Here is a 16,712-nt window from a genome sequence, read left to right as displayed (position 1 = left end):
TTACCTGCAAGCTAAAAAAAACCGATGAACACAGAAGAATTAGTAAAGGCATTTTATACCGAAAAACAGAATTTCCTAAAAGAATATTTATCTAAAAATCCAGATACTGAAGTTGGACAATTAATTAAATCACTTAATCTGAATGACGAACAGAATGCAATAATGGAAAAAGTTATGAATAATACGTTGACTGATGTTTTTTACTCGATACTTTTAGGTTTAGATGGTTGCGCTTCGATTGGCGGAATACAAGAAATGTATGAGCTGAAAGACGAAAACGGAAATCAATTGAGCGGAGAAATAGAAGGTTATGCTTACGAATATTTTCACGAATCAAATAAATAGATGTTAATAGGATATTTTGACTATTTAATTATTGCGATTTTAATCTTCCTAAATATTAAGTATTGGAAGACAAATTTTGAAAAAAAATAGGTTATTTATTGGTTATTATTTTGTTTGGGTTCGTACTTCCATTTATTTCAATGATTATCGAACTGCAAATCGTTGGAGAATGGATGGATAGTTTCGAAGTTGTTTATACTTTTTTACGATTTCCTACTTATTGGGTAATTGGAATTATTCAAATGATAATTATCGGAATTAGATTGAGCAGAAATTCAGATGAAGAAAACGAAACTGATACAATTGAATAAAGAGAAAAAAGCCAGTAGATAACATTATGTATAATTCATTTATAGTATTACCTACATAATAAAATCCTTACACGTTTTCCATTCGATTTTATTTGCTAAATTAGTTGTATAAACAATGATAGCGTACCAAAACCGTTGTGCATCTTACGGTAAACCCACGAAATAATATTAATTTGAACTAAAAATGAACGAAATTTCATTCGGAAAAGCAAAACTTTCAGACTCTTTGAGAATATCAGTATTACTTAAAACTGTCTATATTCAAACATACGCAGTTGACGGAGTAACTTTTGAATTTGCGAACTTTATTACAAAAAGGTTCTCTACTGAAAATATTATAAGTACAATAAAAGAAAAACCAAGCCGATTAATAATTGCTTATCAGAATGGAAATCCTATTGGAGTTGCTGAAATTATCTATGACAGCACTTGTCCGATTCGAAAAACATCTGTTCCTGAATTGAGTAAATTATATGTCTTGGAAAGATTTTACGGAAAAGGAATTGGGTACGGACTTATAAATGAAACGGAGAAAGAAGTTCGTCAAAATGGATTTGCCGAATTTAATCTGGAGGTTTATATTAAAAATGATAGAGCAATAGCCTTTTACAAAAGACAAGGTTACACCTCAATAGGTAATGTGGACTTCCCAATGGAATCAAATACTTACGAGAATTTAGTAATGAATAAAATACTGAATTGAAAAAACACATACGCACGACAACCCTATATAATTTATTGCAAGTCAGAGCCAATTTAAGAAAGTCCTTATAGACAATCTAACTATGATATATTTGCTAACTTTAGTGTTTAAAAAAGTTTCGCTTTCATATAAAAACACGTGTAGCAATCTTAGCAAAAATAAAAACTCAAAATGAATCACAACATATTTGAACCACAAGAAAGTTTAAAACAGTGGGTTAAATGCTACTGGAATTTAGAAAGTGATTTAGAAAACACTCCTAGAAAAAACACAATTGTGCCAGATGGAACAATGAAACTTATCTTTCATTATGGAGATACTTATAAACATCATGTAAATGCTAAAGAAAGTACAATTCTACCTAGATGTTTTTTAATTGGGCAATTAACAAAACCCTATGTTGTAGAACCATTAGGAACTACAGGCTCTTTTGTGGTTAGATTTCAACCAAATGGATTATTACCTTTTGCCAACATAGCGATTAAAGAAATTCAAAACACGGCTGTACCATTACATCAACTATTTGGAAACGATGGAGACAAAATTGGAGCACAAATTTTAAATGCTAATAATACTGCGCAAAGAATAAAACTAATAGAAACATTTTTGTTAGAAAGATTGACAGAAAAGAACGTTATAGACAGCATTGTAAAAGATACAATAGATACAATAATTGAAGCTAATGGGCAATTCTCTGTAAATGAATTATCAGAAAAAAATAACATTAATCGAAGACAATTAACGCGTAAATTCTCATCTACAATTGGGTTAAGTCCAAAACAACTTTCTAAAACTATACGCATTCAAAATGCATTAAAATCGTTGTTAAACAACGAAGTTACAAGTCTCACAGATTTAGCGTATAAAAACGAATACTTTGACCAAGCACATTTTATAAAAGACTTTAAAGAATTTACAGGGCTTACACCTAAAGAATTTTATGGTAGCGACTTAAAAATGTCTTTAATTTTTGACAGCAAAGATTAGCCTTGTCCCATTTTTACAATTTTATATTTTAAAGTCATAGCATCTTTGCAATGCAATAACGCAACAAAATATAAATGTAATTAAAATGAAAAACGTAAATCCTGTAAACTGGTTCGACATCCATGTATCAAACTTAAATAATGCAAAAGCGTTTTATGAAACTGTGTTTAATATTAAACTCGTTGATTTTCCTATTGAATTTGGCAAACAATCTGGTTTCCCATTTGATCCTAAAGGGCTAAATATTACTGGTGCATTAGTAGAAAAAGAAAATTTTGTACCCAACAGCAACAATACCATTATCTACTTTGAATCTTTAGATTGTACAACTGAAGAAAATTTAGTTGAAAAAGCAGGAGGAAAAATTATAAGACCAAAAATGTCTATTGGAGAGTTTGGTTTTGTTTCTATTTTAATGGATAGAGATGGAAACACAATTGGGCTTCACTCAAGAAATTAATGTATTTAAAAGTTAGCAAGTTCAACACCATCTTAATTATCACTTGTTCTATATTACTCTTAAAATCCTTCCGGATATTATATTTGGTTTTTATTTGCTAACTTTAATGTATAAACCTCATTACAGATCTTACACATCTAGAATGATGACACGCTTTACAGTGTTGTGCCACCATCTACAACGATTTTTTCATTTCTTAAAACCATAGATTTATCTGATAGTAAGAACTCTACTATTGGAGCTATATCTGTTGGCTGAACAATTCTTCCTATTGGAGATGTTGATGAGAAATGTTCTAGAAGATTAGTGATAGCTTCATCAGTCATTCCTGATTTTTTTTGAATAGGACTTTCCGTAACACCAGGACTTACAATATTTACTCTAATCCCTTTACTAGCAAGCTCAATGTTTAAAACCTTAGCAATACTTTCTAGAGCAGCTTTACTAGCTGTGTATATACTTGTATCAGCAAATGCTTTAAAAACTACGATAGAAGTATTTAACACAATACTCGACGGATTTTTTAAAATAGGAACAAATTTTTGAACTGTAAAAAAAGCACCTTTAAAATTAACATTCATTGTTTCATCAAATACTGCTTCAGAAGTACTTTCAAAACGAGATGCTTTAAAAATACCAGCATTTACAAATAGTCCATCAATAGTTCCGAATTGCTTTTTCACTTGTAAAACTAAATTATCAATATCTTTTAAAGATGATGTGTCTGATAAAATTCCGATGACATTATTTCCTAAATCAGAAATCGCTTTATCCAAATTCACTTTAGTTCTTCCTGTTATTATTACCTCGTAATTTAAATTTAATAGATATTTTGCACAAGCAAAACCAATTCCTGTTGTTCCTCCTGTTATTAAAACTGTTTTAGTTTTCATTTGTTTTTTTTAAGCAAATTTGACAAATAACTTTATATTTAACAAGTACTAACCTTTTGGTAAGTAACTAACCAATACGTTGTAAAAGTGTAGTTATATATGAAACAAGACGAAAAAATAATTGAAAAAAAATACCAAAAAGCCAACGAATGTCCTATTACGCTATTTATGGAGCAAATTGGCGGAAAATGGAAACCTGTAATCGTTTGGCTTTTGCTCTTAAATGAGGTAATGCGTTTTAACGAATTAGACAAAGCAATAGACGGAATAAGTCAAAAAATGTTATCCCAACAACTTAAAGATTTAGAAAAATTAAAAATAATAGACCGAAAAGCATATCCTGTAATTCCGCCCAAAGTTGAATATCGACTAACAGAAAAAGGAAAATCACTAAAAGAGAATTTGACTAAAATAATGGAATGGAGTAATAAGAACTTAAAATAAAAAACTAATTAAAAAAAGTCTTAATTGTTCTAGGAGCCATAATAGTTAGTTTAGAAATTACCATTAATACATTTTGGTATAAGGAATTATACCATATTGAGTTTTTTATATTAGTTGGGCTTTGTCATTTTGCAAACACGGCTATATTTTTCGGAAATATGACATAAATACAGCCGAAAATGAAAAGGAAAACACTGTATTATTTATCATTAGGCATTTTCGCCCTGTTTTCCTTGTTAATCTACCTTAACGCATCCAAAATAAATAACAAAATTGATAGTGAAGGCATTTATATTAAAGGTGTAATTGTGAAAACGTACTATGGCGCTAAAAGCTCGCCATCACTCACAGCAAATTTTAATTATAACGGAATTAATTATACATCTAACCTATCTATAACAGACTCCAAAGCATTTAAAAAAATTAAATTAACGGATTCTGTTTTAATCAAGTTTATTGCAAAATATCCCAAACTTAACAGAAGTGAAAAACTTTTGAAAAACTGAAAACCACATGTAACAATTGATAACCTTGAGCAAAAGTTCAAGCCTACTTATCACAATTCCAAATTACGTCAGTAAATTCAGAAATTATATTCCATTTATTTACTAACTTTAATGCATTAACCAATTGGCTGAACGTGCGCTTTTAGGTTGCACATAAGTTTTAACCAAGTTCATAAAAACCACTAAATCTATGATGTTAAAATATACCTCCACACTATTAACCATATTCCTTTTTCTTATCAGTTATAGCCAAACTGAAAATGATTTTATTATGACTTACGAGGTAGATTATGATACAGGATTAGGTGTTAAATACCCCTTTAGTGGAGGCGATTTTACCATAGATGTAGGAGATGGGACTATCTTAACGGATGATGATGTTGCTAATTCCTCAATACATCACACCTATAGTGCGCCAGGAATATATACCATAATAGTTTCTGGGGATATTAACAGAGTTTACTACAATGGTGGCTCTGGATATTATATGAAGGATAAAGTAAAATCAATTGAACAATGGGGTTCTGCGCAATGGATTACAATGGAAAATGCCTTTTATGGCTTAAAAAATTTAGTGATTAATGCAACCGACACACCTGATTTAAGTTTGGTAACAACTATGATTAATATGTTTAATGGTTGTCATTCTCTTAATTCACCAATGAATGATTGGGATGTTTCTAATGTCACTGATATGTCTAGTTTATTTAATGAAGCATTCGCTTTTAATCAACCTTTAGATACTTGGGATGTTTCTAATGTGACTAATATGCAGTCTATGTTTGGTAGAGCATTATCATTCAATCAAAACATTAATTCTTGGGATGTTTCTAATGTTACCAATATGGTTGGTATGTTTGGCTTTTTTCCCGAGGATAATGGTGTTTTTAATCAGCCTTTAAATGATTGGAATGTATCTAATGTCACAGATATGTATTGGATGTTTAGAAACGCATATAGCTTTAATCAACCCTTGAATAATTGGAATGTATCTAATGTAGTAGAGTTTGGTTTCATGTTTTATAACGCATCATCATTTAATCAGAACCTCAATGATTGGGATACCTCAAACGCTATTTCAATGAGAGGTATGTTTCAAGGTTCTTCCTCATTTAACGAACCTTTAAATGATTGGGATTTATCTAATAATCTTAGTATTAGGGAAATGTTTAAGGATGCCACGTCATTTAATCAACCGGTAGATAATTGGAACACAACCAACGTGATTAGCATGAAAGGGGTTTTTCATAATGCCACGATGTTTAACCAAGACATTTCAAGTTGGAATTTTGAAAACGTATCTGATTTTTCTAGTGGTTCTACTAGTTTATCTTTTGTTGGCTATACATCAATGAATACTGATAATTATGACGCTTTGCTATTAGCTTTGGTTCAGTCTGGTTTACAAAATAAAACACTTCAAGCTTATGATATAGATTATTGTGATAGCCAAGTAAGGTCTTATTTAGAAAATGAATTAGATTGGTGGATCATAGGAGATAATTTAAGCTCTAGTTGTATTGCGTATTCAATTTCTGGAACTTTTCTATACGACATTGATAATAATGGTTGTGATGACAATGATATACCTGTAGAAGATCTTGTAGTAAATGCCACTGGTAACAACTTTAATTATGGAGCAACTGTTTTAAATGGTTCGTATTCTATTGCAGCAAATGAAGGTGATTTTAATCTTAACGTTGTCAATCTTCCTGATTATTTTACTGCTAATCCTGCAACAGAAACCTCAACTTTAAATAGCACAAATACCACTGAGATCATAGATTTTTGCTTAACTGCTAATCAAAATGTAGAAGATTTAAATATTACTATTCTACCAACAAGTGATGCAAGACCAGGTTTTGTATCTACTTACAGTTTAGTAATTAAAAATATGGGTACAGAAATTATCAATAACGTTTCATCAACGTTTACTTTTGATGATACCAAACAATCCTTCATTTCTGCAAATCCGAGTGAATCCAGCGCGTTATCAAACAGTATAGATTTTAGTCTAGGAACATTACAACCATTTCAAAGTAAGGTAATAGACATTACTATGCAAAATGTTGTCCCTCCTACTCTAAATGCAGATGATGTTTTAAACTTTACAGCGGTTGTTATGCCAAATGTAAACGATTATACACCAAATGATAACACGGATTATCTAGATCAAATAGTTGTAAATGCCTTTGATCCTAACGACAAAAGAGTGTTACAAGGCGAAACTATTACTGTAGATGAAACCAATGAATACTTGGATTATATTATAAGATTTCAGAATACTGGTAGCGCAAATGCAACTTTTGTAATTATAGAAGATGTATTAGATTCAGAATTAGATTGGAGTACTTTACAAATAGTAAGTTCTAGTCACGATTATCAGGTGAGTATCACCAACAATAATGAGGTGCAATTTCTGTTTGATAACATTAATTTACCATATGAAGCTGTAGATGAACCAAACAGCAAAGGCTACATTGCTTATAAAATTAAACCCATAGCAACAACACAAATAGGAGATATAATGAGTGGCAACGCAAGTATTTATTTTGATTATAATTCTCCAATAATAACAAATACAGTTTCTACTGAAGTGGTTCAAAATTTAAGTACAGATGACTATGATTTTTATCGTATTCTAACGGTTTATCCTTATCCAATACTTGAATATTTTAAACTAAACACAACAAATAACGCACATATAGACTCAGTAGAAATATATACCATTTCAGGAAAATTACTGAAGACGTTTTCAGAATCTGAAAGTTATAATGTAAAAGATTTAAATCCTGGATTCTATATCTTAAAAATAAAAACCGACCAAAATGATATCGTGAAGAAGTTGATAAAATCATAAAGCTAGGATCTTATTAAGTATCATGGATTTTAAACCTTTAATTAAGCACATTGACTTAAATTTATATTATTACGAAATACACATTTTAATTCTATTATTAGTTTTAACATCAGGTGTATTTTCTCATTTTGATTCTGAATACGACATTTCTCGCTGATCATCATGTGATAGCGGTTGCAGTAGCTGTGGTGGCTGTGATTAAGAGCTTCAATAACATTTAACAATACCTAAAACACAAACTAATAACATGAGTTTTCTAAAAAAATTATTTGGTTCAAAAGATAACAACAATAGTAACAACCAAAATGACACTAATAATAAAGCCACTTTAGAAACGTATAAAAAGGTGCCTTGGATGACAGATTTAAGGCTAAATAATTTAACTATTTGTCTTAATGCTGGCTTTAGACCAGCAAGTTCATTGCCTACAGAATTAGAACGTGAATTAAGACCTCCTATTGAAATTGCAAAACGGCTCAATGCCATAAAAGCATTAGTGCTTTGGTTAATGATTCCTGAAGACAATTTAGAAAGTGATAAAATCCTAGAATTTATAGATAAAAATGGTCTCAAAGATTTTATGGATACCAATGAGATGGGAATTCTTATCGAAACACGAGACAATGAACAGGCCAGAAATGCCATAGGATGGAAATTTGAAAACGCTTGGCCATTAGCTTGGTTTTTTGGATACAAGGAACCTGAAATTATAGGAGAAATGATGTCTAGCGAACAAATGCAAGATATATTAATGAATTTTAGCTGTCCCCTAGATCAAAGTGTAGAACGTTGGATAGAAGAAAAAGAAACACTCTCAATGGAAACTTTAAAACAAAAAGAAGATTTATTCTATTGCTTACATAATGCTATTAGAAGTGCACAATTAGGCAGAGACACAGTACCACAAGGTTTTGATCCTATGGGAAATGGAGGCGTAATTCACGAGCGCAGACATTCATTAACCTGGATGCTCTCTAAAGATGTAGCTTGGGACGAAACAGATTTAAGCACTTAAATCATAATCTACAGCAGCAATCTTTGCGTTTTAATATGAGCTTCTACCCTATTTTGTAGATAAAAAATCTTACGAGTTTGCGAGGTGTTTTTCATCATATATTTATTAAATTAGTTGTTTTAAAGGGAGTTAGATAAAAACAATTGTCAACAACTAAAAAAATATGAGCATCGACATTATTGGCGCAGGCATTGGAGGACTAACCACTGCAATTGCACTTGAACAAAAAGGCATAAAAACAAGAATTTTTGAACAAGCAGAAAGCATAAAACCAGTTGGTGCTGGTATCATTTTGGCTAATAATGCTATGCAAGTTTTTGACAAGCTAGGTCTAAGACCAATAATTGAAGCCAATGGTAACGTTATGTCTTCAATGAATATTACTAAATCTAATTTGAAGCCACTTTCTAAAATTGACTTCTCATACTTTGAAAAAAAGCACCAAACTAAAAGTATTGCTATTCATAGAGGTACTTTACAACAGTTACTAATTAAACAATTAAAATCTACAGAAATTAAGCTTAACCATAAGCTTACCGCATTAGAGAAAACTGCAAATGGTTACACTTTAAATTTTGAAAACGGAAAACAAATTAAATCTACGACGCTTATTGGTGCAGATGGACTAAATTCTGTAGTTAGGGAAAATATATTACCAAATAACAACATTAGAAATGCAAAGCAAATTTGTTGGCGAGGTGTTACAGAATATCAATTACCATTAAACTTTCAAAATGAATTAAATGAAGCTTGGGGAAAATCTGAGCGTTTTGGGTTTGTTCAAATAGCAGAAAATAAAGTGTATTGGTATGCCTTAAAAGCTTTTAAACAAAATAAAGATGAATTCTCTGTTGGTCAATTAGATCGATATTTTTATACCTATCATTCATTAATTAAAAACATTATAAAGGCTACTAATAAAGCATATATAAATACTGCAGAAATTTCAGATTTAAAACCTACAGATATTTGGTATAAGGGCAATGCATGTCTAATTGGTGATGCGGCACATGCTGCCACTCCAAATATGGGACAAGGTGCATGCCAAGCTATAGAAGACGCTTACGTACTTTCAGAATGTCTAGCGAAGTATAACACAGAAAAAGCATTTTCTGTGTTTCAAAAGTTAAGATTACCAAAAGCACACCAAGTTGTTAAAACGAGTTGGCGAGTTGGCAAAATAGCGCATCTTAAAAATCCGTTGTTAATTGGTTTCCGAAATCAGGTTTTAAAATTAACACCATCTTCTATTAATAGAAAACAAAATGAACAAATTTTTCAATTAGCGGAAGTATGATGATCTCAATACTATCATTAATCTTAATTCTTATATTTTCATTTTTATCATTAGTACATTTTTACTGGCTTTTTGGTGGTAAATGGGCATTAAAAAGTGTTATTCCAACCCATGAGAATGAAACCAATTCACCTTCTATCCCAAAGTTTGCAACATTACTAGTTGCCTTAATTCTAGCTTTATTTGCTCTTGTTTATGTTATAAAAGCTGGTTTTCTGCAATTGAATATTCCAAATGCATTTCTTATTTATGCATGTTGGATAATTCCTTCACTTTTTATAATTAGAGCGATTGGAGATTTCAATTACGTAGGATTATTTAAAAAAGTGAAACACACTAATTTCGCTAAAGCCGATTCTAAATTATTTATTCCGCTATGCTTAATCCTTGGTGTGTTTGGACTCATTATACAAGTTGTAAGTTTATAGATGTATTACTCCTACATTTTTGATTTATTAGTATCTTAGTGACAACTGTTCTTATAACAACAGTTTCTGTAAAACAAAAACATTTTAACTAATTTGAAGCTCAAAACGAAATATAGTCTACTACTGTTAGCGATTTCTTCTTTGGTTTTGTAGTTGTTAAAATTAATTCTCATTTGTGATATGAATAAAATGCTGTACATATTTATTGGTTATTTAGTAATACGTGGTGCGATATACCTATATACAAATCAAAATAAAAAATCATTAAAAATTCCTCCAAAAAATACTGTTTCAGAAAAGAATATTTCAAATGAAAATTTAAATCTAAAGTTAGATGATAGTTTGTCTTATTCTGAAAAGTTAAATAAAACAAAAGCAATCTATCCCTTTAAAAGTTGGAGGGAAAATTATTTTGAGTACGACATGGAGCAATATACTCAAGAAAATTGTGACGCTGCAAAACAAATATTTGATGATCTCATTAATAAATTAATTAATTTTGGAGAACATGCAACTGAAAAAAAGAAACTAGGCTTGTTTAAAAATGCTATTAATAAACTAAATCACTTAAGTGCAACAGATGAATCACTTATAGAAACAGGAGAAAGAGAAGATCTTTGCGAACTAATTGACCAGATTACAATAGCTTCTGGCTTAAACCCTATAGACTATGCAGATGGCGAAGGAATTGCAGACCTTTGGCGCGAATGGTAATTTGCATAACAGTAAAGAGTTTTTAAAACCCTTTAATCTTCACGATACTTGAATCTTACCTCACAAAACGACCAGAAATATTTCCTTCAATTATTTTAATTACGTCATCGACATTGCTATAATTCACATCACCTTCATAAGTATGTTTTAATGCACAAGCAGCACATGCAAATAACATGGCTTTATAATCATCGTAATGTTGTAAACCATGAATTAAGCCACCTGCAAAGGCATCACCAGTACCAATTCTATCTACAATATGTGTAATATCTAAATCTTCAGTTTCTCTAAATTCTGTGCCATTCCACATACGAGCTCTAATTTTATGCCAAGACGCATTTAATGAAGTTCGTATTTTATCAAACACTTTCTCTATGGATGGAAATGTTTCCATAAGCTGCTGACTCGCCTTTTTAAAATCGTCGTTAGAATAGCTGTAATCTGTTCCTAAAACCTCATTAATTTCGTTGATTCCACCAATAAAAATAGTAGAATAGCCAAGTAATTCTATTAAAGCTTCTTTAGGATCTTGTCCGTATTTCCATAAACCACTTCTGTATGTAGGATCTGCAGATATTGTTATCCCTTTTTCCTTTGCTAATTTTAAACCTTCTTTTAAAGTATCATAAGCACCTTGCGTTAGTGCTGGTGTAATACCTGTCCAATGCATCCAATTTCCTTTTCTCAAGGCCTTTTCCCAATCTACCATAGATGGTAAAATTTCAGAAAACGAAGAGTGCGATCTGTTATAAGAAATTTGACTCGGTCGCATTACAGCACCTACTTCTAAAAAATAAACACCCAAAGGTCGCCTAGATCGTACAACAGAAGATGTACTTACACCAAATTTTCTAATATAAGAAATGGCTGTATCTCCAATAAAATCTTCAGAAACTGCACTAATGTGTTTTACATTACCACCAAAATTAGCAATAGAAATACCTACATTTAACTCTGTACCACCAAAATAAAATTCAACAATATTAGATTGCATAAACTTTTTATTTCCTCTTGGTGATATACGCATTAAAACCTCTCCAAATGTTATAATTTGTTTCATCTAATTGATTTTTTTTGCTAATTATGGATTTATAAAGTAAATTAGAGATAAAAGATACAGACTTAAATCTATATGACTAAATTTTTGTTATATTTTGTTTGAAATTAATACTACTCAAGGCCAAAATTCTACTAATGTTAAAAAAAATAAACGTCATACTACTCATCTGTCTTTTTATTTCGGCCTTTGGTTATAGTCAAATAAAAACAAAATCAGCAGAGCCATTAATTTTTGAAGACACTCTAGAAATTATAGAAAATTTAGATTATTCTGAATCAGATTTTAATAAAATGACATCATATTTCAAGCAAAATAAAGAACTATTAGAGATTGTTAAAAACAAGTCTTCAAATGGTAATAATCATCTAAAAGATTTTTTATCAATTATAAATAATTCTTATCCTGAAGCTATTGACGCTTATGGAAACGATGCTATAAATATGTTGATTTACTCCTATTATCAGTCAGTGGAAAGGCAAGAAAAATTTAATAAACTCAATTTACAATTACAACGCGAAATAGATAGTTTAGAAAACTTAAAAACATTTTATACGTCTTCTATGGACAGTTTAGCGATATATCCTAAAACAAGCGCATCTGTAATTGTAAAAGATTTTATTAGTGCCTATAATAAAAAGGATTCTATTGCGACTTTTCAATTACTTCATAAAGATTTTGCAGAGTATTTTAATAAAGATAAAACCATAAGTAGTAAAACGAATTATGCCAGTAACTATGCTTGGGGAAATGTTATGAATGATAAAATGAATTATATCATTGTACTCGTTGACGATAGCGAAATTGAAGTACTCTCAACTTATCATTGTGATAGAGATCGTTTATTAAATGTTACACCCTATAAGTCAATTAGAAGGTTTGAAATTAAAGATTCTAAAATATACCGAATATATGAATCTGAAATTCCAGATTTTGAAACTGAATACCAAGAAAGGCAACAGTCCTATCAATTATTTTTTAAATGGGCTTCAGAACATCATAATTTAAATATAATGGATTTTAAATTTAACCACTCTGCAGCTAAAAAACTGAAACAAACTATCATTGAATACGATAAAAAAAATTAAATGGATACAATTATAGAAACGGAACGTCTAATTTTAAGACCAATTACAATTGCTGATAAACACGATTTTTTTGAATTAGATTCTAACCCAAAAGTGCATTTGTTTTTAGGAAACAAACCAGTTAAAACCCTAGAACAATCTGAAGCCATGATATTAAATATCTTACAACAGTATAAAACTAATGGATTGGGTCGATTGGCTATGATTGAAAAATCGTCGAACAAATTTGTAGGTTGGTCAGGTTTGAAATATGAAGATTATGTAAGAAAAGAATTTAACTATTACGACATTGGCTATAGACTCAAAGAACAATTTTGGGGAAAAGGTTTTGCCACAGAAGCCGCTATAGCCTCATTAGATTATGGTTTTAAGGATTTAAAACTAAAAGAAATTGGTGCAGCTGCGCTTGTAAATCATACGGTTTCTAACAGAATTTTAAAAAAAATAGGATTAATTCCATCAGGTACTTTTATTTGTGATGATGAATTATGTAATTGGTATATATTACAAAATCCGGAGTTATAAACAATTTTCAAGAATAGAATTACGTAAAAAACACAGTCAAAATACAATGAATATTTAGATTCAATGATTTTGACTGTGTCAGCTTGATATATTAGTTGTTTATTTATATTTGTAATTTAAAGTTAATAGGAATACTATAAGGAACGCTAACAGTTCTATCTCTCTGCTTACCTGGTTCCATTTTTGGTAGTAAACTCATAATTCGTTGTGCTTCGGCTTCTAACAATGGATTAGGACCTCTACTTTTAATTTTGGTAATTCTACCTGTTCTATCTATGATAAAAAACACAAATACTCTTCCTTGAATATTCAGCTCTGCTGCTGCTTGCGGATACTTAAAATTTTTCAATAAATGTGCTTGCATTTTCTCTTCAAAACATTTTCTCAATTGTGCATTTGTCCCTTTACAACCTGGAAATGTTGGCACTTTCTCAATCACTGAGAATGGAACTTCTATATCTTCCTCTACTTCTACAACCTCTACTTCTTCTATACCTATTTCTCTATCGTCTATAATATCATCTTGCCCTATTTCTGTACTTTTCACAACAGTTTCTTCAACATCTTCTACATCTTCAACAATAGTAATCAACTCTGTGATAATAGGTTTTTGAGCAGGAGGTGGAGGAGGCGGAATATTAATTGTTGTAATAGGAATGTCCTCATCAAATTGCTCATCTAACATTAATACATCTGCTGTAATATTATCTTTTTCGTAAGTCTTATGTTCTAGTCCTATATATGTAAGGAGTAACATTACGTTTAAGCCAACAGCAAAGTATAAACTGCTGTTTCGACCTACATTGGCTTTTGGGTTTTTTTTGAGTTCCATGACGTTTAATTTTATAATGTAAATTTACTTATCATAATCCTTTAGAATTATGACATTCATCATGTTTAAAACCCTAACATTTTTATAAATTATCTAGCTGATTATCCGTTTTATCTTCACTGATTGTCCAAAAGAAACCTACAAAAAAGAATTGATCTGCAGCTGGTGTTAATGCTCTTCTGTTAAATTGACCATCAATATCAGGCGTATTAGAATATTGATAGCCATTAATATTTCTAAACCCTAAAACATTATTCACAGAGAAGTATAATATCTTTTGCTGATCTAGTAAATAAGCCCAATTTAGACTTAAGCTATTATACGATTTTGTGCGCTCGCTCAATAATTGATTGGTGTTAGGATTTGTAAACGGACGACCAGATGAAAAACTATACGATAAACCAACTTGACTTTTCCAGCTATCAATCCAATATTTACCAACTATTGATAAGTTATGATTAGTAGCATAATTGGGTTGAGCTGATGTTTCAAAATTTTGATAATTACGTTCTGTATCTAAATACGAATAGCTTAACCAGTAGTCTACATTTTTAATACTTGTGTTGTCTCTCCAGAAAAAATCTAAACCTTGTGCATAGCCATTACCTGAGCTGTTAAAATCACTATCAAATTGCACAAAATCAGTATTGTATTTAATTAAGTTATCATAATCCTTTCTGTAAGCTTCAGCTCTAAATATTTTACCGTTGTTGACGTATTGATAGTTTAAAATGTAATGCGACGTTTTTTCTGCTCTTAAATCTTGACTAAACTTTAGCACGTCCCTATTTGGGTTTTGAAAAAAGTTTCCATAAGCTAGAGAAAACTGACCGTTTTTTGAGGTTTTGTAAGCCAATGCAGCTCTTGGCGCAACTTCAGTTGTTTTAAATACAGAACTATAATCCGCTCGCATACCAATTTTTAAGGCCAAATCTTTTGAAAAAATAAGATCTGCTTCTGCAAAACCTGCTGTGATATTATTATCGTAACCATAAGTCTCATCTAATGTATCATCACTATAATTCTCTTTGTAATCTGTAACAAATTGTTCTACTCCAAAATTAAGTTTGAATCTACTATGGAAACGTTTTTTTAGTTTCATCTTAATATGTGCTGAGTTTTCAGCACCATCAATATCACTAGCTTCAATTCCTAATTTATTTTTTGCGTACGTGTAACTTAAGCCTGTAGTCATAGTCCAGTTTGATCCTAAAACACCTTTGTAAGATGTATTTACGTAGAAATTGCTATTGTTTAATTTAAAATCTATACCATCCTCGTAATTGATATCCTCTTGGGTAAGTTTAAATTTTGAAGTATCAAAAGCAGCATAAAACTTTAGCATACCATTGTTTAATTTTTGTCTAAAAACTGTTTCGCCTTGTGCGCCACTATAAGGTGTTTCCCAATCGTTTCGATCTTTAAAAACTTCTAAATATGGTCCTAAATTTATGTAAGACACATTGAAACTAAGTGAAGAGTTATCCCATTTTTGGGTGTTTCCTAAGGTAGCACCTACACTCATAATACCAATATCAGTTTTTTCTTGAACGGGTTCATCTACAGTATTTAAAAGCAGTACACTAGACAAAGCTTGACCATATTCTGAAGAATATCCACCAGTTGAGAACGTAATACCATCAAATAAAAATGGCGAATATCGTCCACGTGTAGGCGAATTATTAGGAGAAGGTGTATATGGTGTAAAAACTCTTATACCATCTATAAAAATTTGAGTCTCGTCTGCATTTCCACCTCTTACAAACAGACGACCATCTTCCGATACATTAGATGTACCAGGTAAGGTTTGTAATGCGCCAACAAAATCGCCTAAGGCACTTGCTGTGGTAACTACATCTAACGGTTTAAGAACAGAAACCTTGCTATTATCATTGGCTTCAAACGTACCAGCACTTAAAACTACAGCATCTAAAGATTCTACATCTTCTCTTAACTTGATAAAAAGTTGCTTCATTTCTGAAACGTCCTTCTGTATCATTTTTGTTTCAAACGATAAAAATGAAATCACTAAAGTTAGTGTTCCTGTTTCTTCTGTTGAAAAGGTAAACTCGCCTACTTCATTAGTTGTTGCGCCATCATAAGTTCCTTCCAAATAAACGTTAGCTCCAAAAATAGGCTCATTTTTTGTATCGATTACTTTACCTGAAATGGTAGTTTGCGCATTGACAGCTCCGAAGATTAATAAAATTAAAATAGTGATTAGCTTGCTCATGATTTTGATTGATT

Annotated in this window: 19 protein-coding genes; 14 read left to right on the top strand and 5 right to left on the bottom strand. The window is 30.9% G+C overall.

Annotated features, from left to right (window positions below):
• Positions 1 to 24: 24 nt before the first annotated feature.
• From Q0891_RS10975 to Q0891_RS10955, 5 genes are all read left to right on the top strand, one after another.
• Positions 25 to 345 carry a hypothetical protein gene (locus tag Q0891_RS10975; protein ID WP_299101570.1) on the top strand — a complete coding sequence of 107 codons (321 nt, stop codon included), beginning with the start codon at positions 25 to 27 and terminating at the stop codon, positions 343 to 345.
• A 140-nt stretch (positions 346 to 485) separates the two neighbouring features.
• Positions 486 to 656, top strand: coding sequence for a hypothetical protein (locus tag Q0891_RS10970; RefSeq protein WP_299101568.1), 171 nt, complete (start codon positions 486 to 488; stop codon positions 654 to 656).
• A gap of 226 nt (positions 657 to 882) precedes the next feature.
• A complete protein-coding gene (locus tag Q0891_RS10965; RefSeq protein WP_299101566.1) occupies positions 883 to 1,359 on the top strand; it encodes a GNAT family N-acetyltransferase in 477 nt (158 codons plus the stop codon).
• Between the two features lie 171 nt (positions 1,360 to 1,530).
• A complete protein-coding gene (locus Q0891_RS10960) occupies positions 1,531 to 2,346 on the top strand; it encodes a helix-turn-helix transcriptional regulator (RefSeq protein ID WP_299101565.1) in 816 nt (271 codons plus the stop codon).
• An 85-nt stretch (positions 2,347 to 2,431) separates the two neighbouring features.
• Positions 2,432 to 2,806, top strand: coding sequence for a VOC family protein (locus Q0891_RS10955; RefSeq protein WP_299101564.1), 375 nt, complete (start codon positions 2,432 to 2,434; stop codon positions 2,804 to 2,806).
• A 155-nt stretch (positions 2,807 to 2,961) separates the two neighbouring features.
• Here Q0891_RS10955 and Q0891_RS10950 read toward each other — a convergent pair whose 3' ends face one another.
• Positions 2,962 to 3,699, bottom strand: coding sequence for an SDR family oxidoreductase (locus Q0891_RS10950; protein ID WP_299101563.1), 738 nt, complete (start codon positions 3,697 to 3,699; stop codon positions 2,962 to 2,964).
• Between the two features lie 99 nt (positions 3,700 to 3,798).
• On the opposite strand from Q0891_RS10950, the gene Q0891_RS10945 reads away from it, so the two are divergent.
• The 6 genes from Q0891_RS10945 (at position 3,799) to Q0891_RS10920 (ending at position 10,249) form a co-directional block, all read left to right on the top strand.
• The gene (locus Q0891_RS10945; RefSeq protein WP_299101560.1) at positions 3,799 to 4,143 is read left to right on the top strand and encodes a helix-turn-helix domain-containing protein; all 345 of its coding nucleotides are present in this window, start codon (positions 3,799 to 3,801) and stop codon (positions 4,141 to 4,143) included.
• Positions 4,144 to 4,322: 179 nt separating this feature from the next.
• Positions 4,323 to 4,649, top strand: a complete 327-nt coding sequence (locus Q0891_RS10940) for a hypothetical protein (RefSeq protein ID WP_299101558.1) — start codon at positions 4,323 to 4,325, stop codon at positions 4,647 to 4,649.
• A gap of 190 nt (positions 4,650 to 4,839) precedes the next feature.
• Positions 4,840 to 7,509 carry a BspA family leucine-rich repeat surface protein gene (locus tag Q0891_RS10935; protein ID WP_299101556.1) on the top strand — a complete coding sequence of 890 codons (2,670 nt, stop codon included), beginning with the start codon at positions 4,840 to 4,842 and terminating at the stop codon, positions 7,507 to 7,509.
• A gap of 247 nt (positions 7,510 to 7,756) precedes the next feature.
• On the top strand, positions 7,757 to 8,524 hold the full coding sequence (locus tag Q0891_RS10930) for a DUF4272 domain-containing protein (RefSeq protein ID WP_299101554.1): 768 nt from the start codon (positions 7,757 to 7,759) through the stop codon (positions 8,522 to 8,524).
• Positions 8,525 to 8,687: 163 nt separating this feature from the next.
• Positions 8,688 to 9,821 (top strand): FAD-dependent monooxygenase, encoded by a 1,134-nt coding sequence (locus tag Q0891_RS10925; RefSeq protein WP_299101553.1) that lies wholly within the window; start codon positions 8,688 to 8,690, stop codon positions 9,819 to 9,821.
• A complete protein-coding gene (locus Q0891_RS10920) occupies positions 9,818 to 10,249 on the top strand; it encodes a DUF3995 domain-containing protein (protein ID WP_299101552.1) in 432 nt (143 codons plus the stop codon). The genes Q0891_RS10925 and Q0891_RS10920 overlap by 4 nt, the downstream gene beginning before the upstream one ends.
• 35 nt (positions 10,250 to 10,284) lie before the next feature.
• Here the strand turns inward: Q0891_RS10920 and Q0891_RS17300 are convergent, their stop codons facing one another.
• Positions 10,285 to 10,422, bottom strand: a complete 138-nt coding sequence (locus Q0891_RS17300) for a hypothetical protein (protein WP_367179568.1) — start codon at positions 10,420 to 10,422, stop codon at positions 10,285 to 10,287.
• A gap of 16 nt (positions 10,423 to 10,438) precedes the next feature.
• Here Q0891_RS17300 and Q0891_RS10915 point away from each other — a divergent pair, with 16 nt between their 5' ends.
• Positions 10,439 to 10,963, top strand: coding sequence for a hypothetical protein (locus Q0891_RS10915; RefSeq protein WP_299101551.1), 525 nt, complete (start codon positions 10,439 to 10,441; stop codon positions 10,961 to 10,963).
• A 55-nt stretch (positions 10,964 to 11,018) separates the two neighbouring features.
• Here the strand turns inward: Q0891_RS10915 and Q0891_RS10910 are convergent, their stop codons facing one another.
• Positions 11,019 to 12,023: a sugar kinase gene (locus Q0891_RS10910; protein WP_299101550.1), complete on the bottom strand. Its 1,005-nt coding sequence runs from the start codon at positions 12,021 to 12,023 to the stop codon at positions 11,019 to 11,021.
• Between the two features lie 134 nt (positions 12,024 to 12,157).
• Here Q0891_RS10910 and Q0891_RS10905 point away from each other — a divergent pair, with 134 nt between their 5' ends.
• Positions 12,158 to 13,108: a hypothetical protein gene (locus Q0891_RS10905; protein WP_299101549.1), complete on the top strand. Its 951-nt coding sequence runs from the start codon at positions 12,158 to 12,160 to the stop codon at positions 13,106 to 13,108.
• Complete coding sequence (locus Q0891_RS10900) at positions 13,109 to 13,633, top strand: GNAT family N-acetyltransferase (RefSeq protein ID WP_299101548.1); 525 nt, start codon at positions 13,109 to 13,111, stop codon at positions 13,631 to 13,633.
• 103 nt (positions 13,634 to 13,736) lie between these two features.
• Here the strand turns inward: Q0891_RS10900 and Q0891_RS10895 are convergent, their stop codons facing one another.
• Positions 13,737 to 14,465, bottom strand: coding sequence for an energy transducer TonB (locus tag Q0891_RS10895; protein WP_299101547.1), 729 nt, complete (start codon positions 14,463 to 14,465; stop codon positions 13,737 to 13,739).
• A gap of 82 nt (positions 14,466 to 14,547) precedes the next feature.
• Positions 14,548 to 16,698, bottom strand: a complete 2,151-nt coding sequence (locus Q0891_RS10890) for a TonB-dependent receptor (RefSeq protein ID WP_299101546.1) — start codon at positions 16,696 to 16,698, stop codon at positions 14,548 to 14,550.
• Positions 16,699 to 16,712 lie beyond the last annotated feature (14 nt).

Origin of the sequence: uncultured Winogradskyella sp. (assembly GCF_947498005.1) — a bacterium.
In the GTDB taxonomy this organism is placed as follows: Bacteria; Bacteroidota; Bacteroidia; order Flavobacteriales; family Flavobacteriaceae; genus Winogradskyella.
Note: the sequence above shows the minus strand (reverse complement) of the source record. Positions and strands in the feature narration are given on the sequence as shown.